General features: G+C 44.6%; 16 protein-coding genes. 9 read left to right on the forward strand and 7 right to left on the reverse strand.

Annotated elements, in window-relative coordinates:
* Position 1: 1 nt before the first annotated feature.
* The 5 genes from L3V35_RS16765 to nadC all read right to left on the reverse strand — a co-directional run bounded on the left by L3V35_RS16765 (position 2) and on the right by nadC (position 5,487).
* On the reverse strand, positions 2-871 hold the full coding sequence (locus tag L3V35_RS16765; protein WP_004735439.1) for an A24 family peptidase: 870 nt from the start codon (positions 869-871) through the stop codon (positions 2-4).
* Positions 872-938: 67 nt separating this feature from the next.
* Complete coding sequence (locus L3V35_RS16770) at positions 939-2,168, reverse strand: type II secretion system F family protein (protein WP_054547485.1); 1,230 nt, start codon at positions 2,166-2,168, stop codon at positions 939-941.
* Between the two features lie 14 nt (positions 2,169-2,182).
* Positions 2,183-3,868: a type IV-A pilus assembly ATPase PilB gene (gene pilB, locus L3V35_RS16775; protein WP_237300306.1), complete on the reverse strand. Its 1,686-nt coding sequence runs from the start codon at positions 3,866-3,868 to the stop codon at positions 2,183-2,185.
* Positions 3,868-4,341: a prepilin-type N-terminal cleavage/methylation domain-containing protein gene (locus L3V35_RS16780; RefSeq protein ID WP_054547487.1), complete on the reverse strand. Its 474-nt coding sequence runs from the start codon at positions 4,339-4,341 to the stop codon at positions 3,868-3,870. Before L3V35_RS16780 ends, pilB begins: the two co-directional genes overlap by 1 nt.
* A 255-nt stretch (positions 4,342-4,596) precedes the next feature.
* Positions 4,597-5,487 carry a carboxylating nicotinate-nucleotide diphosphorylase gene (nadC, locus tag L3V35_RS16785; protein WP_114633999.1) on the reverse strand — a complete coding sequence of 297 codons (891 nt, stop codon included), beginning with the start codon at positions 5,485-5,487 and terminating at the stop codon, positions 4,597-4,599.
* A 135-nt stretch (positions 5,488-5,622) separates the two neighbouring features.
* On the opposite strand from nadC, the gene ampD reads away from it, so the two are divergent.
* The 5 genes from ampD (at position 5,623) to lpdA (ending at position 13,719) form a co-directional block, all read left to right on the forward strand.
* Positions 5,623-6,171 (forward strand): 1,6-anhydro-N-acetylmuramyl-L-alanine amidase AmpD, encoded by a 549-nt coding sequence (gene ampD / locus L3V35_RS16790; protein WP_114633998.1) that lies wholly within the window; start codon positions 5,623-5,625, stop codon positions 6,169-6,171.
* A gap of 480 nt (positions 6,172-6,651) precedes the next feature.
* Entirely contained in the window at positions 6,652-7,413 is a 762-nt protein-coding gene (gene pdhR, locus L3V35_RS16795) for a pyruvate dehydrogenase complex transcriptional repressor PdhR (protein WP_017629813.1), read from the forward strand.
* Between the two features lie 62 nt (positions 7,414-7,475).
* Positions 7,476-10,139, forward strand: coding sequence for a pyruvate dehydrogenase (acetyl-transferring), homodimeric type (gene aceE, locus L3V35_RS16800; protein ID WP_054547490.1), 2,664 nt, complete (start codon positions 7,476-7,478; stop codon positions 10,137-10,139).
* A 26-nt stretch (positions 10,140-10,165) separates the two neighbouring features.
* Positions 10,166-12,049: a pyruvate dehydrogenase complex dihydrolipoyllysine-residue acetyltransferase gene (gene aceF, locus L3V35_RS16805; RefSeq protein WP_054547491.1), complete on the forward strand. Its 1,884-nt coding sequence runs from the start codon at positions 10,166-10,168 to the stop codon at positions 12,047-12,049.
* 242 nt (positions 12,050-12,291) lie between these two features.
* A complete protein-coding gene (gene lpdA / locus L3V35_RS16810; protein WP_017106891.1) occupies positions 12,292-13,719 on the forward strand; it encodes a dihydrolipoyl dehydrogenase in 1,428 nt (475 codons plus the stop codon).
* A gap of 190 nt (positions 13,720-13,909) precedes the next feature.
* On the opposite strand, the gene L3V35_RS16815 is transcribed toward lpdA, so the two are convergent.
* Positions 13,910-14,515 carry a LuxR/HapR/OpaR family quorum-sensing transcriptional regulator gene (locus L3V35_RS16815; RefSeq protein WP_054547492.1) on the reverse strand — a complete coding sequence of 202 codons (606 nt, stop codon included), beginning with the start codon at positions 14,513-14,515 and terminating at the stop codon, positions 13,910-13,912.
* Positions 14,516-14,852: 337 nt separating this feature from the next.
* Here L3V35_RS16815 and hpt point away from each other — a divergent pair, with 337 nt between their 5' ends.
* A complete protein-coding gene (hpt, locus tag L3V35_RS16820; protein WP_004735452.1) occupies positions 14,853-15,383 on the forward strand; it encodes a hypoxanthine phosphoribosyltransferase in 531 nt (176 codons plus the stop codon).
* A gap of 129 nt (positions 15,384-15,512) precedes the next feature.
* Here hpt and can read toward each other — a convergent pair whose 3' ends face one another.
* Complete coding sequence (gene can / locus L3V35_RS16825; RefSeq protein WP_004735453.1) at positions 15,513-16,172, reverse strand: carbonate dehydratase; 660 nt, start codon at positions 16,170-16,172, stop codon at positions 15,513-15,515.
* 287 nt (positions 16,173-16,459) lie between these two features.
* Here can and L3V35_RS16830 point away from each other — a divergent pair, with 287 nt between their 5' ends.
* The 3 genes from L3V35_RS16830 to L3V35_RS16840 all read left to right on the forward strand — a co-directional run bounded on the left by L3V35_RS16830 (position 16,460) and on the right by L3V35_RS16840 (position 20,102).
* Positions 16,460-18,091, forward strand: a complete 1,632-nt coding sequence (locus L3V35_RS16830; RefSeq protein WP_237300357.1) for a SulP family inorganic anion transporter — start codon at positions 16,460-16,462, stop codon at positions 18,089-18,091.
* Between the two features lie 321 nt (positions 18,092-18,412).
* A complete protein-coding gene (locus L3V35_RS16835; protein ID WP_237300307.1) occupies positions 18,413-19,330 on the forward strand; it encodes an ABC transporter ATP-binding protein in 918 nt (305 codons plus the stop codon).
* Position 19,331: 1 nt separating this feature from the next.
* Complete coding sequence (locus L3V35_RS16840; protein WP_004735456.1) at positions 19,332-20,102, forward strand: ABC transporter permease; 771 nt, start codon at positions 19,332-19,334, stop codon at positions 20,100-20,102.
* Positions 20,103-20,129 lie beyond the last annotated feature (27 nt).

The raw sequence follows: 20,129 nt of genomic DNA on the forward strand, positions 1-20,129 counted from the left end.
GTTAAATTCCTAGTACAGAAGTGAAATACCAACCCATGATGTCGTTACCCCACATCAAACTCACCCAACCCGCAATTGCAAGGTAAGGTCCAAATGGAAAGGCTTTATCTATGCCTTGTTGTTTCAAGCGAAGTTGAATCAATCCGAAAACTAAACCGACCAGCGACGACAAAAGAATGATCATTGGTAGGTGCTGCCAGCCAAGCCACGCGCCAAGTGCAGCCAGAAGTTTGAAGTCGCCGTAACCCATGCCTTCTTTGCCTGTTAACAGCTTGAACAGCCAATAAACCGACCAAAGTGCTAGGTAGCCTGCCATTGCGCCAATCACTGAATCTTGAAGCGATACAGGGCTGATATTAAACAGAGCTAACGCGATACCAGACCAAACTAAAGGCAAGGTAATTTGATCAGGCAACAGCATAGTATCGAGATCGATAAAGGTTGCGGTAATCAAGGCAAACGTGAAAAAAATCAGAGCGATGGCGTAGTAACTGAAACCAAAGTGGCTCGCGACTACGGTACAAAGTATCGCCGTAAGCAGTTCGACCAATGGATAACGAGCGCTGATTGGGTTAGCACAGCTATGGCACTTGCCCTTTAAGAACAACCAACTTAATACTGGAATATTGTCGATGATTCTTAATTGGGTTTTACATTTCGGGCAGGTAGAACGAGGGATACTGAGATTGAACTTTCCCTCTGGTGCTGGAATTTTATATTGAGAGAAATACTCCGAGCACTCTTGTTGCCACTCTCGTTCCATCATTATCGGTAAACGGTGTATGACTACGTTGAGGAAGCTGCCGATAAGAAGGCTAAAAATGAAAGCTAATACGGGGAATAGCCAAGGATAGTAGTGAAATACTTCCATAGTGTCCTTTACCACTTAATCAAGGTGAGCAGAGGTTGGCTGCTCATGGGTGTTTAGTTGCTTTTAACTATCCTAACACACTCATAAGATTAAAGATCGGTAAGTACATCGCGACAACAAGTCCACCAACTACGGTGCCTAAAAATACGATGATCAGTGGCTCTAGAATCTTGCCTAGGTTATCGACGGTGTTGTCTACTTCGAACTCGTAAATGGAAGCGACTTTATTGAGCATATCATCAAGATTTCCGGACTCTTCACCAATCATCACCATCTGCAAAACCATCTCCGGGAAGGCATTGGTATTGCGCATTGCAATGTACATCGGCATGCCAGCAGCAGTCTCACGGTGAACCTCGATGATGGCCGATTCATAATGTAGATTACCCGCCGTTTTAGCCGTTGTTTTAAGGCTGGTTAAGATAGGAATCCCAGAACTAAAACTGGTTGATAGCGTTCGGCTGAACTTTGCAATTGATGCCTTAGTGATGACAGCACCCAAGATAGGGAAGCGTAAACCAAGACGACTGGTTGAAAGTCGAATCGAGTAAGATCGCTGACGCAGCTGCTGAAAAGACAGAATTAATAAACCAACACCGATGGCACTATAGAAACTATAAGCCTGCATCCAATGGGAAAGATAAAGCACTTGCTGGGTGAACCAAGGTAAGTCTGCTCCGAAACCAGAAAACATCGATTCAAATTCAGGGATGACCATGGTCAGCATTAAATAGGAAACGGTAAGGGCGACCGCTACAACCATTGCTGGGTAGATGAGCGCCTTTATAACCTTGGATTTTAGTTGCTCGCTCTTTTCTCGATAGGTCGCCAAGCGTTCAAATACTTGTGCAAGGTTGCCGGAGAGTTCGCCTGTCGCGACCAAGTCGGTATAGAGGTCATCAAAGTGGCGGCTTGCGGTTCGCATCGCTTTTGAGATTGGCGTGCCGGCTTCTACACCTTTGCAGATGTGCGATAAAATCGATTTCATTTCTGCTTTGCGGTGATTGTCTGACACTAGCTTGATGGCTTGTACGATGGGCACACCAGTAGCCAACATGGTAGCCAGTTGGCGAGTCAAAATAGTGATATCTTTGGCTTTGACTCGATGGGTTAAACGAGTGATTGCTGAGATGCTTTTCTTTTTGATTTTCTTAATCTGAATGTGCTGTTCTTTGAGCTTCTCTCGCACTTCTAATTCGGTGAGCGCTAAGCTCTGCCCTGATACTTTCTTGCCTGAACTATTGATTCCCTTCCAATGGTAGTTTTTTAGTTGTGATTGTTTGCTTTTACTACTCATTTTCGCTCCGTGAATTATAGGTATAGAACACGTTGTAGCTCTTGATAGCTGGTGGTGCCTTCAAGCAGTTTATCTAGCCCTGATTCTTGTAAAGTTCTCATGCCTTCTCGGTGTGCCAAGTTTTCAATGGCTAACGCGTTCGGCTTGTCTATCAGGCTATTTTTCAATTGGTCGCTAAAAGGCATGACTTCATAGATACCGACTCGCCCCGAGTATCCCTGATTACACTCATTGCATCCTTGTGGATTGGCTTTGTAGATCGTTTGATTGTTAGGGATAGAGTGACGCAGAAATATGTCCGGAGAGTCGTCAGCGGCTTTACAGTGATTGCACAATCGTCTTGCCAGTCGTTGGGCGATAATCAGGCTTAATGATGAAGCGAGGTTAAAAGGTTCTATCCCCATATGAGAGAGGCGAGTCACGGTTTCTGCTGCAGAATTGGTGTGTAGTGTCGAAAGCACTAAGTGGCCTGTTTGTGAGGCTTTGATCGCGATCTCTGCGGTTTCCAAGTCGCGGATCTCTCCAACCATCACCACATCAGGATCTTGTCGTAAAAATGATCGCAGCGCCTCAGCAAATCCAAAGCCGATCTTAGGCGTCACTTGTACCTGATTGATGCCACACAGGTTAATCTCCACAGGATCTTCGGCTGTTGAGATGTTGCGTTCAGTGGTGTTGAGCACTCGAAGGCCAGTATAGAGAGAGACGGTTTTGCCACTGCCGGTTGGCCCGGTCATTAAGATCATCCCTTGCGGGCGTTTCAATGCATTAAGGTAGAGTGCTTTTTGATCCTCGCTGTAACCGAGCTTATCGATATCGAGATTGGCAGCGCTGCTGTCTAAGAGACGCAGAACGATCTTTTCTCCCCATAATGTTGGCAGCGTCGATACCCGCATATCAATCGCCAGTTCGTCATTTAAACGTAATTTAATACGACCATCTTGAGGCAAGCGCCGTTCAGCGATATCAAGTTTGGCGAGGATCTTCAAGCGCGCCGATAGACGACGACTTAAGTGAGAAGCGGGCTGCTGTATCTCAACAAGAATACCATCACAGCGCAGTCGTACACGATAGTGCTCTTCGTAAGGTTCGAAGTGGATATCAGAAGCGCCTTTACGTACCGCATCGACTAGTATCTGGTTGATAAAGCGGCTAACCGGGGAGTCGTCTTGGCTGAGGTCTTCAATGGACGTTATCTCGTCGTCAGATATCTCAACAAGGTTGGCTAGCTCATCTTGGGTGATCTCTTTGCGCTTGGAATCTTGCCCGGAAATAGAACGGCCATACAGCTTTCGTATTGCGCCTTCTAATTCAGAGTAATTAGCGACAACCAATTCAATCTGCAATCCTGTCGCGAATCGAAAGTCGTCTTCAGCTTGTAAGTCGGTCGGATCAGCCGAGGCGAGCGTAAGAGTAGAACTAGAAACTGAAATCGGGATTGCTCGATATTTGGTGATCAGCTCACGAAGCCCCAATTGCTCACACAAGGTTTCGTAGTCAGTACTGGCTAGTTGCACTAACGGTAAGCCGAAGATGGTTTTGATATTGTTTGCTAAGGAATCGCCGGTGAAGAAATCAAGAACGAGTAAAGCTTCAGGTGTAGAAACACCTGAAACTTGCACATGTTCCGCAACGGCCTGTTCTTGAGTTAGGCTAAGTAGATCAGCCTGACGTAGAACGGTTGGAAGGTTGGTTAGCATTATGGGCAATAAGTATCTTGTGTATTAGCAAGTGCGGCATCGGTGTAACATTTAGTTGCCCAAGTAATACCTACAGCAGCATAAGTTGCTGTCATAACATAGGTCTCGCCAGTTTTTATAGGTCCTTTGGTTGCCGATGCTTTTATGCGAACATCGACAGCACCAGAAGCGCTCCCACCGATAGCTTTAATTTCCATGTTGTTAAGTGTTAGCACATTCGGGACGCCATTATTGTTAGAGATACAGCTAGTTTTAAATGTCGCAGCATCGGAAGCACTTTCATGAGCACACAATTCAACAGCCATTTTTACAGCAGCGGCGGCTTTTGGAAATTCAGATAGAGTCGCTTTTTTTGTGTAATCTTGATAAGCAGGCACAGCAAATGCCGATAAGATCCCAATAATCGCCACCACAATCATCAATTCAATTAACGTAAAACCTTTCTGATTTGTTCTTTTATTTTTGTTATTCATTGTTCTATTCCATTATTTAGTTTGTTTCAGCGCAAGCACTGGTTGATGGAAAGAATAGAAGTCGAGATGGGGAAGTGGAATGGTGTTCAGGTTTGGCCGCGAGTGGTTTCGTGTTTATTAGTGTGGTGTTTCATATGGCGCGCAAAATTATGCGACCAACTTAAATAAGTGATTGAAATATTGATAATTTAGGTAATAAAAAAGGCACTGTTATCAACAATGCCTTTGACGGAAATATATTTATTATTCAGTTGATTACGCTTTAAATCTCATGGATAGGTCCATCGCTTTTAGATGCTTAGTCAGTGCACCAACAGAGATGTAATCAACACCCGTTTCAGCGAACTCTGCGATAGTGTCGAGAGTGACGTTACCTGAGTTTTCTAATGCAGCGCGGCCCGCATTGATTTTAACCGCTTCACGCATCATGTCTGTGGTGAAGTTGTCTAGCATGATGATGTCTGCGCCAGCGCTGATCGCTTGCTCTAGCTCTTCTAGGCTTTCCGTTTCAACTTCCACAGCTTTACCCGGGTTAAGCTCTTTTGCTGTCGAGATAGCTTTTTCAATACCACCACAGGCGATGATGTGGTTTTCTTTAATTAGGTAGGCATCGAAAACACCGATACGGTGGTTGAAACCGCCACCACAAGCGACAGCGTATTTTAGTGCGCTGCGAAGGCCAGGAATTGTTTTGCGAGTGTCTAACAGGCGGCATTCTGTGTGCTTAACTTTATCTGCGTAGATCGCTGTTGTTGTCGCACAGCCAGATAGCGTTTGAATGAAGTTCATTGCATTACGCTCACCGGTTAATAGCGCACGTGCTGGGCCAGTTAAGCTACAAAGCGTTTGGTTTGGTTCAACCTTGTCGCCATCTTCTACGTTCCACTCGATAGTCACCTCACCGCCCAATTGCTTAAACACTTCATCAGCCCAAGCTTTACCACAGAACACACCGTGCTCACGGGTAATGATGGTCGCGCTGTTGATTGCGTCTGCTGGGATTAGACTTGCCGTAATATCAGCCGCTGGATCTAACGTTCCGCCTAGATCTTCTTTGATGGTCTCAGCCACTGAGCGAGTGATCTCGAGAGGCAGTTGCTCTTTTAAGTAATCAAGGCGTTGGTGGCTGTTATGTGTGTTTTTCATCGCAAATCTAATCTTGAAAGGGAGTGGGAATGGAATGATACTCTTGCTTAACTTCAAATTAAAGAGGCTAGCGTGACTGCTCTATGGGTAAGGTCACAATCTTATTGTGCTAGCAGAAAAAAAAGTGAGACCAAGATGACGATCAGCTTCAACGGATGGTATGACAACGCTCGGCATGTTCCTTCCCCGTATTTTGATGTTAGACCTAGCGTCGACGATATCTCTCTGCTGGTGGTTCACAACATTAGTTTACCTCCGGGGAAATTTGGTGGGCCTTACATCGAACAGTTTTTTACGGGCAAACTTGACCCAGAAGAACACCCGTTTTTTCAAGTGATTCACCAAATGGGTGTTTCTGCACACTGCTTGATTCGTCGTGATGGTGAGGTTGTGCAGTTTGTTTCGTTCCTTGATAGAGCTTGGCACGCTGGCCAGTCCAGCTTTGCCGGCCGTGAAAGGTGTAATGATTACTCGATTGGTATTGAACTGGAAGGTAGTGACTTTGTGGCTTACACCGAGCAGCAGTATCAAGCGCTTACCCAATTAACGGAAACACTGGTATCGAGTTTCCCTCAAATTACCACTGAACGAATCACAGGCCACCAATATATTGCGCCTCTGCGCAAAACCGATCCTGGCTTGGTTTTCGACTGGCAGAAATTTAAAGAAAAGCTCAAGGGCTAAGCCTCAACTTTAGATAGCCTTACTGCTGTTAGGCGCTGAATAGTCAACGCCTGGCATAATGACTTGTGAATTTTTGTTGTTGCTATGTAAAGAAAGTGGTGGAGAGGAGAGCATCAATAAATCGAGAGTGTGACGAGCTTATCAAACGCTAATTTATTAAAACTTATGAACAGAATTTCCATCCTAAATGTGCGCTTGGTTTGATTTTTAAACAAGTGGCACTAATCTTTCTGAAACAATTCATTTTTATCCTGAAACTTTCTAGCACGAAACCTCCCCAAAAGTATTACCCCTGTAAATGGTAAGACCAATTTAGTTGCTGTTTTAAATTTCATTTGTTAAATCATGGTTAATTCATGCTGTGTTCTATGATGCAGGTCAATTTTGCACTGGACAGTGGCGTTTTAATTATGTTAATTTCTGCCCAACTTAAAATTGGTATTACCAATTGTCAGCGAAGAAAAAGAAGAACAACAAACTATGGCTTATCAAAGGATTCGTCAGCCAAAACTCTCGGACGTTATCGAACAAGAGTTAGAAAGGTTGATAGTGGAAGGAACACTGGCTCCAGGGCAGCAGTTGCCGCCTGAGCGCGAACTAGCGAAACAGTTCGATGTGTCTCGTCCTTCAATCCGAGAAGCGATACAACGTTTAGAAGCAAAACGCTTGCTTACTCGCCGTCAAGGTGGAGGTACGTTTGTTAGCGAAAATATCTGGAAAAGCTTTTCAGATCCTTTGCTTAATTTGTTGTCGTCCCATTCTGAAACCCAACTAGACTTGTTGGAATCGCGTCATGCGATGGAAGGGATTTCGGCTTACTTCGCGGCATTGCGTGGTACTGATGAAGACTTTGCTCGAATTCAAGCATGCCAAGATAAGATTCATGGTGCGCAAGATAAAGGTGATATTGAAGCCGAATCTGCAGCGGTGATGGCTTTTCTTATTGCTTTAACAGAGGCAGCGCACAATGTGGTGTTATTGCACATTGTTCGTAGTTTGGCTCCGTTACTCGAACAAAACGTCTTAGAAAATTTAAAGCTGTTGCATCGTCGTAAAGACGTTGTGGAGAAAGTGAGTATACATCGAGCTAACATTGTAGATGCGATCGTTTCAGGGCAGCCAGAACAGGCACGTGAAATGTCACATTCTCATTTAGCTTACATCGAAGAAACATTGCTGGATTTGACCAAAGAAGAATCGCGCCGCGAACGTTCCTTACGTCGAATTCAACAGGGTAAATAGCCGTAATACTTCGGCTTTTTACGTGTTTAGTAGAATCCAACTAACAAAAAGGATAGATCGCCATGTCTGACATGAAGCATGACGTTGATGCTCTGGAAACTCAAGATTGGTTAGAAGCTCTTGAGTCAGTAGTACGTGAAGAAGGTGTAGAACGTGCACAGTATTTACTAGAACAAGTTCTAGATAAAGCGCGTTTAGATGGTGTTGATATGGCTACAGGCATCAACACAAACTACATCAACACAATTCCAGCAGCACAAGAGCCAGCTTACCCTGGTGACGTAACTCTTGAGCGTCGTATTCGTTCGATTATTCGCTGGAACGCAATCATGATTGTATTGCGTGCTTCTAAGAAAGACCTAGACCTTGGTGGTCACATGGCTTCTTACCAGTCAGCTGCAGCGTTCTACGAAGTATGTTTCAACCACTTCTTCCGTGCTCCAAATGAGACGGACGGTGGCGATCTAGTTTACTACCAAGGTCACATCTCTCCAGGTATCTACTCTCGTGCATTCGTTGAAGGTCGTCTAACTGAAGAACAGCTAGATAACTTCCGTCAAGAAGTTGATGGTAAAGGTATCCCTTCTTACCCGCACCCGAAACTGATGCCTGAGTTCTGGCAGTTCCCTACTGTATCTATGGGTCTTGGTCCGATCTCTGCGATCTACCAAGCGCGCTTCCTTAAGTACCTTGATGGCCGTGGCCTGAAAGAAACGTCAGCGCAACGCGTATACGCGTTCCTAGGTGACGGTGAGATGGATGAGCCAGAATCACGTGGTGCTATCTCTTTCGCTGCGCGTGAGAAGCTAGACAACCTATGTTTCCTAATCAACTGTAACCTACAGCGTCTAGACGGCCCTGTAATGGGTAACGGTAGCATCATCCAAGAACTTGAAGGCCTATTTAAAGGCGCAGGTTGGAACGTTGTTAAAGTTATCTGGGGTAGCAACTGGGATTCACTACTGGCTAAAGACACGACAGGTAAGCTTCTTCAACTGATGAATGAAACTATCGATGGTGACTACCAGACATTCAAATCTAAAGATGGCGCATACGTACGTGAGCACTTCTTTGGTAAGTACCCAGAAACAGCTGCACTAGTTGCAGACATGACTGATGACGAAATCTTCGCTCTTAAGCGTGGTGGCCACGATTCTTCTAAACTGTTTGCTGCATTCAACAATGCAAAAGAGACAAACGGTAAGCCAACTGTAATCCTAGCTAAGACTGTTAAAGGTTACGGCATGGGTGATGCAGCTGAAGGTAAGAACATTGCACACGGTGTTAAGAAAATGGACATGACTCATGTTCAACACCTACGTGATCGTCTAGGTCTAGAAGACATTCTTTCTGATGAGAAAATCACAGAGCTTCCTTACCTGAAACTAGAAGAAGGTACGCCTGAGTACGAATACATGCACGCTCGTCGTAACGCTCTTCACGGTTACACGCCTGCACGTCTTCCTAAGTTTACTCAAGAGTTCAAGGTTCCTGAGCTAGACGCATTCGCTCCTCTACTAGGTGAGCAGAAGCGTGATATCTCTACAACTATGGCTTATGTACGTACGCTAAACATCCTTCTTAAAGATAAGAACATTGGTAAGAACATTGTTCCTATCATCTGTGATGAAGCTCGTACATTCGGTATGGAAGGTCTATTCCGTCAGGTTGGTATCTACAACCCACACGGTCAAGAATACACACCTGAAGATAAAGGCATCGTTTCTTACTACAAAGAAGCAACGTCTGGTCAAGTTCTTCAAGAAGGTATCAACGAACTAGGTTCTATGGCTTCATGGGTTGCTGCAGCAACTTCATACAGCACAAACGATCTACCGATGATCCCGTTCTACATCTACTACTCAATGTTCGGTTTCCAACGTATTGGCGACATGGCTTGGTTAGCAGGCGACCAACAAGCTCGTGGCTTCCTACTAGGTGCTACTGCAGGTCGTACAACACTGAATGGTGAAGGTCTACAGCACGAAGATGGTCACTCGCACATTCAAGCGAACACGATCCCTAACTGTATCTCTTACGACCCAACGTTTGCTTACGAGCTAGCGGTTATCATGCAAGACGGTATCCGTCGCATGTACGGTGAGAACCAAGAGAACGTTTACTACTACCTAACAGTAATGAACGAGAACTACGCAATGCCAGCAATGCCAGAAGGCGCTGAAGAAGGCATTCGTAAGGGTATCTACAAGCTTGAATCTCACGCTGGTGCTAAGGGCAAAGTTCAACTAATGAGCTCTGGTACTATCATGAACGAAGCGCGTAAAGCGGCTGAAATTCTAAGCGAAGAGTACGGCGTAGCCTCTGACGTATTCTCTGTAACGTCGTTCAACGAACTAACTCGTGACGGCCAAGCGGTAGAGCGTGACAACATGCTTCACCCAGAAGCTGAAGAGAAAGTACCGTACATCACGACTGTTCTTGGTAAAGAACCTGCAATCGCAGTGACTGACTACATGAAGAACTACGCTGAGCAAGTACGTGCGTACATGCCAACTGAGTCTTACAAAGTACTTGGTACAGATGGTTTCGGCCGCTCTGACAGCCGTGCAAACCTACGTCGTCACTTCGAAGTTAACGCTGGCTACATCGTAGTTGCAGCTCTAACTGAACTGGCTAAACGTGGTGATATCGAGAAGTCTGTAGTTGCACAAGCAATTGCTAAGTTCGATATCGACACTGAAAAAACTAACCCGCAATACGCATAAGACTGGCATTAAGGTAGGTAAATACAATGACAATCGAAATTAATGTACCAGACATCGGTGCTGACGAGGTTGAAGTAACTGAGATTCTTGTAAACGTTGGCGACAAGGTTGAAGAAGAGCAGTCACTGATCACTGTTGAAGGCGACAAAGCTTCAATGGAAGTTCCTGCGTCTCAAGCGGGTATCGTTAAAGAAATCAAGATTTCAGAAGGTGATTCTGTTTCTACTGGTTCTCTTATCATGATCTTCGAAGCGGAAGGTGCTGCAGCAGCACCGGCTGCTCCAGCAGTTGAAGCGGCGGCACCAGTTGCAGCTGCTCCTGCAGCAGCTGAGCTTAAAGAAGTTCACGTTCCTGATATCGGCGGTGATGAAGTTGAAGTAACTGAAATCATGGTAGCTATCGGTGACGCAGTAGAAGAAGAGCAATCTCTTCTTACTGTTGAAGGTGACAAGGCTTCAATGGAAGTACCTGCACCATTCGCTGGTATCGTTAAAGAAATCAAGATCGCTTCTGGTGATTCAGTATCTACTGGTTCTCTAGTAATGGTATTTGAAGTGGCAGGTTCTGGCGCACCAGTTGCAGCAGCTCCTGCTCCAGCGGCGGCACCAGTTGCAGCTGCTCCAGCAGCATCTGCTGAGAAAGAAGTGAACGTTCCTGATATCGGTGGCGACGAAGTAGAAGTTACTGAAATCATGGTAGCGGTTGGCGATACAGTAGAAGAAGAGCAATCTCTAATTACTGTTGAAGGCGACAAAGCTTCAATGGAAGTGCCTGCACCATTCGCTGGTACAGTAAAAGAGATCAAGATTGCAGCTGGTGACAAAGTGTCAACAGGCTCTTCAATCATGACTTTCGTTGTTGAAGGCGCAGCTCCAGTAGCAGTAGCGGCTCCAGCACAAGCAGCAGCTCCGGCAGCAGCGCCTGCACCTAAAGCAGAAGCAGTAGCTCCAGCAGCTGGCGACTTCCAAGAGAACGGTGACTACGCGCACGCTTCTCCAGTTGTTCGTCGTCTTGCTCGCGAATTTGGCGTTAACCTTTCTAAGGTTAAAGGTACTGGTCGTAAGAGCCGTATCCTTAAAGAAGACGTTCAGTCTTACGTTAAAGATGCACTTAAGCGTCTAGAGTCTGGTGCTGCGGCATCTGGCAAAGGCGGCGACGGTTCTGCTCTTGGTCTACTACCATGGCCAAAAGTTGACTTCAGCAAGTTCGGCGAAACTGAAGTTCAGAAGCTTTCTAAGATTAAGAAGATCTCTGGCGCTAACCTGCACCGTAACTGGGTAATGATCCCGCACGTTACACAGTGGGACAACGCAGACATCACTGAGCTAGAAGCATTCCGTAAAGAACAGAACGCAATCGAAGCGAAGAAAGACACTGGCATGAAGATCACTCCACTTGTGTTCATCATGAAAGCTGTTGCTAAAGCGCTAGAAGCATTCCCTGCATTCAACTCGTCTCTTTCTGACGATGGCGAAAGCATCATTCTTAAGAAGTACGTAAACGTGGGTATCGCAGTTGATACACCAAACGGCCTAGTTGTTCCTGTTTTCAAAGACGTGAACAAGAAAGGTATTTACGAGCTATCTGAAGAACTAATGGTTGTTTCTAAGAAAGCACGTTCTGGTAAGCTAACAGCGGCAGACATGCAAGGCGGTTGTTTCACAATCTCTAGCCTTGGTGGTATTGGCGGTACTGCATTTACTCCAATCGTAAATGCTCCAGAAGTAGGTATCCTAGGTGTATCTAAGTCTGAGATTAAGCCAGTTTGGAATGGTAAAGAGTTCCAACCACGTCTACAGCTTCCACTGTCTCTATCATACGATCACCGCGTGATCGATGGTGCTGAAGGTGCACGCTTCATTACTTTCCTAAACAGCGCACTATCTGACATTCGTCGTCTAGTACTGTAATTGAGAAAGTAATTATTAAGGTGACTTTCGGGTCACCTTAATTCTTTATATAAAGACTATTTTTAGAGAACAGTTTCCGGCATTTCTCATAAACTGCGGGGGAATTGTTGTCTAGCTCACAGGCTAACTTAAAGCTACTTTCACACTGTTAACATCTCTGTAAAATGTTTCCTGTTTGAAAGCCCAATAATTTTAAGAACATCTACTCAGCCTGTTAGGGATAATGACTACAAGAGGTCACAATGAGCAAAGAAATTAAAGCCCAAGTTGTTGTACTTGGTTCAGGTCCTGCTGGCTACTCAGCGGCATTCCGTTGTGCGGATTTAGGTCTAGAAACAGTACTAGTTGAACGTTACAGCACTCTTGGTGGTGTATGTCTAAACGTTGGTTGTATTCCATCAAAAGCACTTCTTCACGTATCTAAAGTAATTGAAGAAGCAAAAGCGATGGCAGAGCACGGCGTTGTATTCGGCGAGCCACAAACGGACATCAACAAAGTTCGTATCTGGAAAGACAAAGTAGTTGATCAACTGACTGGCGGTCTTGGCGGTATGGCTAAGATGCGTAATGTTACTGTTGTTAACGGTTTCGGTAAGTTTACTGGTCCTAACAGCATCGAGGTTGTTGGCGAAGAAACGACAACAATTAACTTTGATAATGCAATCATTGCAGCGGGTTCTCGCCCAATCAAACTTCCGTTCATCCCACATGAAGACCCACGTATCTGGGATTCCACGGATGCACTAGAACTAAACGAAGTACCAGAAAAACTGCTTATCATGGGCGGCGGTATCATCGGTCTTGAGATGGGTACGGTTTACCACTCTCTAGGTTCTAAAGTTGAAGTTGTTGAGATGTTCGATCAAGTTATCCCTGCTGCGGATAAAGACATCGTTAAAGTCTTCACTAAACGCATCAAGAACAAGTTCAAGCTAATGCTTGAAACTAAAGTGACTGCTGTTGAAGCGAAAGAAGATGGTATCTACGTTTCAATGGAAGGCAAAAAAGCACCAGCTGAAGCTGAGCGCTACGATGCTGTTCTTGTTGCTATCGGTCGTGTTCCAAACGGTGCACTTATCGACGCTGAAAAAGCGGGTATCGAAGTTGATGAGCGTGGCTTCATCAATGTTGATAAGCAAATGCGTACTAACGTTCCTCACATCCACGCGATCGGTGACGTTGTTGGTCAACCAATGCTTGCTCACAAAGGTGTGCACGAAGGTCACGTAGCTGCTGAAGTTATCTCTGGTAAGAAGCACTACTTCGATCCTAAAGTAATCCCATCAATTGCGTACACTGAGCCAGAAGTTGCTTGGGTAGGTAAGACTGAGAAAGAAGCGAAAGCGGAAGGCCTGAACTACGAAGTTGCTACTTTCCCTTGGGCTGCTTCTGGTCGTGCAATCGCTTCTGACTGTGCAGACGGTATGACTAAGATGATCTTTGATAAAGAGACTCATCGCGTAATCGGTGGTGCTGTTGTTGGTACTAACGGTGGTGAACTTCTTGGTGAAATCGGCCTAGCAATCGAAATGGGTTGTGATGCAGAAGATATCGCTCTTACTATCCACGCTCACCCAACTCTACACGAGTCTGTTGGTCTAGCTGCGGAAGTATTCGAAGGTTCAATCACTGACCTTCCAAACAAAAAAGCAGTAAAAAAGAAGAAGTAATTCTTTCTTAGTCACTCGCTAATATTTTTAAAAACCGCTGATTCGTCAGCGGTTTTTTTATGTCTGAAGAAAAGAGCAGAAATATTCTATTCGAGATGCGAGTATGTTGCGCTCGGGATGCGAAGAACGATTACACTCGACAAAAAAAGGGTTGACCGATTAGGCCAACCCTTAAGTTATTTACTCGAATCTACTTATAAATGCACAGCATGTTCAAGTAGCTATCCGTCAAGGTCGAAAGTTCTTCTTGAGTATCTACACGTTTCGCTTGGATGAACAACGAGTAGCAAATGCCGTGGAATAGGTTCGCTAGATGTTTAGGGTCGTGATCGTCGCAAACTTCGCCGCGTTCAATCGCTTTACTAAACATGTTTTGTACTAACATCTGGTTAGTGCGGTTAGTGGTTACAAACAGAGGCCACACTTCATCACGAGTCGAAGCACTCCATTCAAACCATACGTTCAACCAATGGCTATCGTGAGCCACTAACGTCACCATTTCAGTCGCAATATTATGTAGGTTTTGTTTTGCGTGAATATCCAGATCGATATTGTCTGAAAGGAAGTTAGAGAATTGGCGTACAACATGATTAAGCACTTCATCAACCAGATCTTCACGGGTAGGGAAGTAATTAAATACCGTTGCTACAGACACCTGAGCGATGTCTGCAATATCAGCGTGTCCACCACGACCAATACCGCGGCGAGAGAATACCTCAAGAGCGATTTCCATCAATTGAAGTTTTCTTTTTAAAGGTGAAAGCCTAGTTCTAGGTCTCTTAGATATTGAGTCCATTTTATTTTCCTTGCCAACGAAATTTTTATATTAATGATTTTATTATTATTTAAGCCAAGATGAGTGTAATGGTGCATATGCGAATGGTCAATCCTTTGAGCTTGTTTTATAGGCAGTTACATCAAACTAGATCCATAAAGCGTGATCAGGATTGATGTGAAAGCAAGCGAGTATTGGATAGGGCATCAGCGCACATTTAATTGAGAATCTCACAGTAAATTAGAACCATAAGGTGGTGTGGGTATTTGAGCAGTGCTAGACTTACCCACAAAATTGAGCGACACAACTGACGAAACTGTCAACATTCGTCGCAATCACCAAATAAAATGAGAGCAGTATGAAGCATACAGTTGAAGTCATGATCTCTGAGCAAGAAGTTCAGGATCGAGTGAACGTATTAGGCAAGCAGATCACGGAGCACTACAAAGGCAGTGAAGATCTCGTTTTAGTTGGCTTATTACGTGGATCTTTTGTCTTTATGGCGGATCTTGCTCGTGCTATCGATTTAACTCACCAAGTTGATTTCATGACCGCGTCTAGCTACGGCAACGGCATGGAAAGCTCACGTGACGTTCGTATTTTGAAAGACCTTGATGATGATATCCAAGGTAAAGATGTTCTGCTTGTAGAAGACATTATCGATACAGGTAACACACTGACTAAAGTGAAAGAGATTTTGAGCCTACGTGGCCCTAAATCTATCGAAATCTGTACGTTATTAGACAAGCCTTCTCGCCGCGAAGTGATTGTTGATACAAAGTGGATTGGTTTTGAGATTCCTGATGAGTTCGTTGTTGGTGTTGGTATCGACTACGCACAAAAATATCGTCACCTACCGTACATCGGTAAAGTAGTACCTCAAGAGTAATCACTGCTCTATGAAGAAAAACAAAAAAGGCTCGTACAATGCGAGCCTTTCTTATATCTATTCTTTCTTATATCAACGGGTTAGACGTTAAAGGTTAAAGGTTAAAGGTTAAAGGTTAAAGGTTAAAGGTTAACCAAGAGTGGGAGACGATAGGATTTTTTCAAGCGCTTCTAAGTGGCTATTTTCTAGCGTGTCATTACTTGAACAACGAACGCCAAGGTCTTGTAGTTTGCCGTTACCAATACCATAAACTACGCCGTGGATTTCAATATCTTGTCCACGTTCCCATGCGGTTTGCATGATGGTTGAGTTACCAAGGTTGTAGACTTGCTCTGCAACGTTAATTTCGCACAACTTGTCACCCCATTGTTCACGAGGTAGAGATTCAATTTGCTTACGGTACTTAAGGTAGTTATCGCGAATGTGGAGTAGCCAGTTGTTGATAAGGCCAAGTTTAGGGTTATCAATCGCTGCATTAACACCACCACAACCATAGTGACCGCATACAATGATGTGTTTAACTTTGAGTACGTCAACGGCGTATTGTACAACGGATAAGCAGTTGAGATCGGTATGAACCACTTGGTTTGCTACATTTCGATGAACAAACAGTTCGCCAGAATACAAACCAGTGAGACGCTCGGCCGGTACTCGGCTATCAGAGCAGCCAATCCATAGAAAGCCAGGGCTTTGCCCTTCTTCAAGCGTTGTAAAATACTCAGGTCTTTGAGATCGAATTTCTTCAGACCATTTAGAGTTGTTTTCAAAAAGCTGTTTAATCTCTGGCATTTTGCGTCTTACATCCCTTCATTAAGAATTGTAACTATACACAATGTTACAAATTCAATCCCGTAAAAACTGCGTCAACACGTACTCATCTGACGTGTTCTAGTCGTTAAGATCATTAACTTAGCACAGAAACTACCATCTGGTTATAAGTCATGAATAATGTGATTGAATTAACACTTTCTGTCTGATTAACTCATTTGTTAAAGTGATAAGGTTTGTCATTTTCATCATCAGGAAGGTGTGTTTTGTTTGGAAGTCGTTTTGCGGATATCAGTCTCAAAGGAGACATGTTTGGCGGTGTCACCACTGCCATCATCTCATTGCCTTTAGCGTTGGCATTTGGTGTTGCGTCTGGTGCGGGCGCGGAAGCTGGCCTTTGGGGCGCTATCATGGTCGGTCTATTTGCGGCGTTGTTTGGCGGTTCGAGCAGTCTGATATCAGAACCTACCGGACCAATGACGGTGATCATGACGGCTGTGATGACGAGCATGGTGGCTAAGTACCCTGAAACCGGAATGGCAATGACCTTTACCGTGGTCATGATGGCGGGTGCTTTTCAGATATTACTTGGCACCTTAAAGCTCGGAAAATACGTTACTTTGATGCCATATAGCGTGATTTCTGGGTTTATGTCGGGTATCGGCGTTATTCTGATTATCTTGCAGATATCACCATTGTTAGGACATGCGGCTCCATCTGGCGGGGTGATGGGCACGCTTTCCGCATTGCCTGATACGTTAGCCCATCTGAAAATAAGCGAACTGTTTTTAGGGGCATTAACACTCGGTATTTTGTTTGGTTTTCCGGCTAAATATCGTAAGTATGTGCCCGCTCAACTGGTTGCTTTGGTTGCTGTCACCCTTTTATCCGTCATTATTTTTGATACCGACTCTATCCGCCGTATCGGTGAGATCCCCGCGGGTTTGCCCTCTCTCGTTATTCCGACAATCAGTTCTGAACAATTTACGACCATGGTTATCGACGCCTTGGTGCTGGGTACGTTGGGTTGCATTGATACGCTTCTGACTGCGGTTATCGGAGATTCACTGACTCGTAAAGAACATGATTCAGATAAAGAACTTCGTGGCCAAGGCATCGCGAATATGATCTCTGGTCTGTTTGGTGCGCTACCTGGTGCGGGCGCAACCATGGGTACCGTAACCAATATTCAGGTGGGTGCTCGTTCTCCACTTTCTGGTGTTATTCGAGCTTTAGTTTTGGCATTGGTGGTATTGGTTGCTGGTGGCTTAACTGAACCTATCCCTATGGCGGTATTGGCTGGCATTGCGATGTATGTTGGTTTCAATATTCTTGACTGGAGCTTTATCCAGCGAGCACACAAAGTGAGTTATGCCGGCATGGGTGTAATGTACGGCGTGATGCTGTTGACTGTATTCGTGGACTTGATTATTGCTGTTGGTCTTGGTGTCTTTATATCGAACATCCTGATTATTGAAAGATTGAGCCGAGAGCAAGCCAGACAAGTTAAGGCGATCAGTGATGGTGATGATGAAGATGATATCCCATTGACCGATAGCGAACGTCAGCTACTGGATAGTGCCAATGGTAAAGTGCTGTTCTTTTACCTTTCTGGGCCGATGATCTTCAGTGTTTCAAAGGCGATTTCACGTCAGCACTCTAGTATCTCTGATTACGAAGCGATGATTCTAGATCTAACAGATGTGCCGATGATTGATGTGACGGTTGGGCTTGCACTAGAAAATGCGATTAAAGATGCGTTGGATGCGCAGTGTGAAGTGTACTTGTTGTGTCCGAATGAGAATACTCGTCAGCAGCTAGAGAAATTCCACGTGCTTGATCTTGTGCCGGAATCTAACACTTACCGATTCAGGTATGAAGCTCTGACAGCTGCAACAAGCTATGTTGATAGAGATGAACATCAATTTGAGTCAGTCTAATTTTCAGTAATAATCTGACATGAATCAGTTATAGATGCCAAATCTAGTATTGGTGATTAATGCCGTTAAGTTATTAACTTAACGGCATTTTTATGTTTACTGAACACTAAACTGGTCTTTACGTAGCTAATATTCTTGTTCGCTTTCGAAAGAAACCCTCACTCGGTATTTGTATTAATCGTTAATCAACGATAGACTTGTTTGCAAAATGGCCGAGTAAATAAGTTTGGGTTAGTTTTCTGCTAGCTCGTTTTAAGCATTACTATCTTCCTCAAGCTCGGTCATCAACATCTTATCTATAGCAAATGGCAGTCTATCTCTATGTATGCATTAGAAATTGAGCAATTAAGAAAAACTTATGCTGGGGGCTTTGAGGCTCTTAAAGGCGTTAGTTTACAAGTAGAAAAAGGCGATTTTTACGCTCTGCTTGGTCCAAATGGTGCAGGTAAATCAACCACCATTGGTGTTATCTCTTCACTGGTTAACAAAACTTCAGGCAAGGTTAAAGTGTTTGGCTACGACATTGATACCGATCTGGAGTTGGCGAAACAGAACTTAGGTCTAGTGCCGCAAGAGTTTAACTTTAACCCGTTCGAAACCGTTGAGCAGATCGTGCTGCAACAAGCGGGTTATTACGGTGTGCCGAAAGTACTGGCGAAAGAGCGAGCGAAAAAATACTTATCTCAGCTCGATTTGTGGGAAAAGCGTAGCGAACGTGCACGTAACTTGTCTGGTGGTATGAAGCGTCGTTTGATGATCGCACGTGCACTGATGCATGAGCCTCATTTGTTGATTCTTGATGAGCCAACGGCGGGCGTTGATATTGAATTGCGCCGTTCAATGTGGGGGTTCCTGAAAGAGATCAATGAGAAGCAGGGTATTACCATTATCTTGACTACACACTACCTAGAAGAAGCGGAAATGTTGTGTCGTAACATTGGTATTATCAACCGTGGTGAGCTGATCGAGAATACAACAATGAAGTCGCTGCTGGGTAAGTTGAGTGCCGAGACCTTTATTCTTGATCTTGAAGAGGGCGTGACTGAACCTAAACTTGAAGGTGTGAATAGCCAAGTGATGGTTAATGGTTCGCTAGAAATCGAAATCGACAAGAACCTAGGTTTGAATACCATCTTTGCTCAATTGAGTGAACAGCAGGTGAAAGTCCTCTCTATGCGTAACAAAGCAAACCGTTTAGAAGAGCTATTTGTGAGTATTGTCCGTGAGGGGAGTAAATAATATGTACAGCCTATATTGGACCGCTTTCTGTAGCTTGTTGACCAAAGAGATCAATCGCTTTACTCGTATCTGGGTGCAAACGCTTGTCCCGCCCGCGATTACCATGACGCTGTATTTCATCATCTTTGGCAACCTTATCGGTGCGCGTATTGGTGAAATGAACGGCTTTAGCTACATGGAATACATTGTTCCCGGCCTGATCATGATGTCGGTGATCACTAACTCATATTCCAACGTTGCTTCATCGTTTTTTAGTGCCAAATTCCAGAAGAACATTGAAGAGTTGCTTGTAGCGCCAGTTCCTAACTACGTGATTATTGCTGGTTTCGTCATGGGCGGTGTGGTGCGTGGCTTGTTAGTGGGTACCATAGTCACATTCGTATCGCTTTTCTTTGTCGACCTGCAAGTTGACCATTGGGGCGTGATTATTGCGACAGTATTTCTAACGTCGGTTGTGTTTGCTCTGGGTGGTTTAATCAACGCTGTATTTGCACGCACGTTTGACGATATCTCTATTATCCCGACCTTTATCTTAACGCCGCTGACGTACCTTGGTGGTGTGTTTTACTCGATCAGTCTATTACCTGAATTTTGGCAAGGTGTGTCGAAACTGAACCCGATTGTGTACATGGTTAACGCGTTCAGATATGGCTTCTTGGGAGTGTCTGATGTGGGTATTGTAACGTCGTTTGGTGTATTGGGTGTGTTTATCGTAGCGCTGTATGGCGTTGCACACTATCTAGTGACTAAGGGGATTGGCTTACGTAGTTAATAAATAGCGGATTAAGCTCTGAATGAC

Source organism: Vibrio sp. L5-1 (genome assembly GCF_021728315.1).
In the GTDB taxonomy this organism is placed as follows: Bacteria; Pseudomonadota; Gammaproteobacteria; order Enterobacterales; family Vibrionaceae; genus Vibrio; species Vibrio splendidus_K.

Bases quoted from the DNA above. Each gene is read 5' to 3' on its own strand.
- L3V35_RS16765 (WP_004735439.1), bottom strand. From the start codon at position 871: ATGGAAGTATTTCACTACTATCCTTGGCTATTCCCCGTATTAGCTTTC.
- L3V35_RS16770 (WP_054547485.1), bottom strand. From the start codon at position 2,168: ATGAGTAGTAAAAGCAAACAATCACAACTAAAAAACTACCATTGGAAG.
- pilB (WP_237300306.1), bottom strand. From the start codon at position 3,868: ATGCTAACCAACCTTCCAACCGTTCTACGTCAGGCTGATCTACTTAGC.
- L3V35_RS16780 (WP_054547487.1), bottom strand. From the start codon at position 4,341: ATGAATAACAAAAATAAAAGAACAAATCAGAAAGGTTTTACGTTAATT.
- nadC (WP_114633999.1), bottom strand. From the start codon at position 5,487: ATGAAAAACACACATAACAGCCACCAACGCCTTGATTACTTAAAAGAG.
- ampD (WP_114633998.1), top strand. From the start codon at position 5,623: ATGACGATCAGCTTCAACGGATGGTATGACAACGCTCGGCATGTTCCT.
- pdhR (WP_017629813.1), top strand. From the start codon at position 6,652: ATGGCTTATCAAAGGATTCGTCAGCCAAAACTCTCGGACGTTATCGAA.
- aceE (WP_054547490.1), top strand. From the start codon at position 7,476: ATGTCTGACATGAAGCATGACGTTGATGCTCTGGAAACTCAAGATTGG.
- aceF (WP_054547491.1), top strand. From the start codon at position 10,166: ATGACAATCGAAATTAATGTACCAGACATCGGTGCTGACGAGGTTGAA.
- lpdA (WP_017106891.1), top strand. From the start codon at position 12,292: ATGAGCAAAGAAATTAAAGCCCAAGTTGTTGTACTTGGTTCAGGTCCT.
- L3V35_RS16815 (WP_054547492.1), bottom strand. From the start codon at position 14,515: ATGGACTCAATATCTAAGAGACCTAGAACTAGGCTTTCACCTTTAAAA.
- hpt (WP_004735452.1), top strand. From the start codon at position 14,853: ATGAAGCATACAGTTGAAGTCATGATCTCTGAGCAAGAAGTTCAGGAT.
- can (WP_004735453.1), bottom strand. From the start codon at position 16,172: ATGCCAGAGATTAAACAGCTTTTTGAAAACAACTCTAAATGGTCTGAA.
- L3V35_RS16830 (WP_237300357.1), top strand. From the start codon at position 16,460: ATGTTTGGCGGTGTCACCACTGCCATCATCTCATTGCCTTTAGCGTTG.
- L3V35_RS16835 (WP_237300307.1), top strand. From the start codon at position 18,413: ATGTATGCATTAGAAATTGAGCAATTAAGAAAAACTTATGCTGGGGGC.
- L3V35_RS16840 (WP_004735456.1), top strand. From the start codon at position 19,332: ATGTACAGCCTATATTGGACCGCTTTCTGTAGCTTGTTGACCAAAGAG.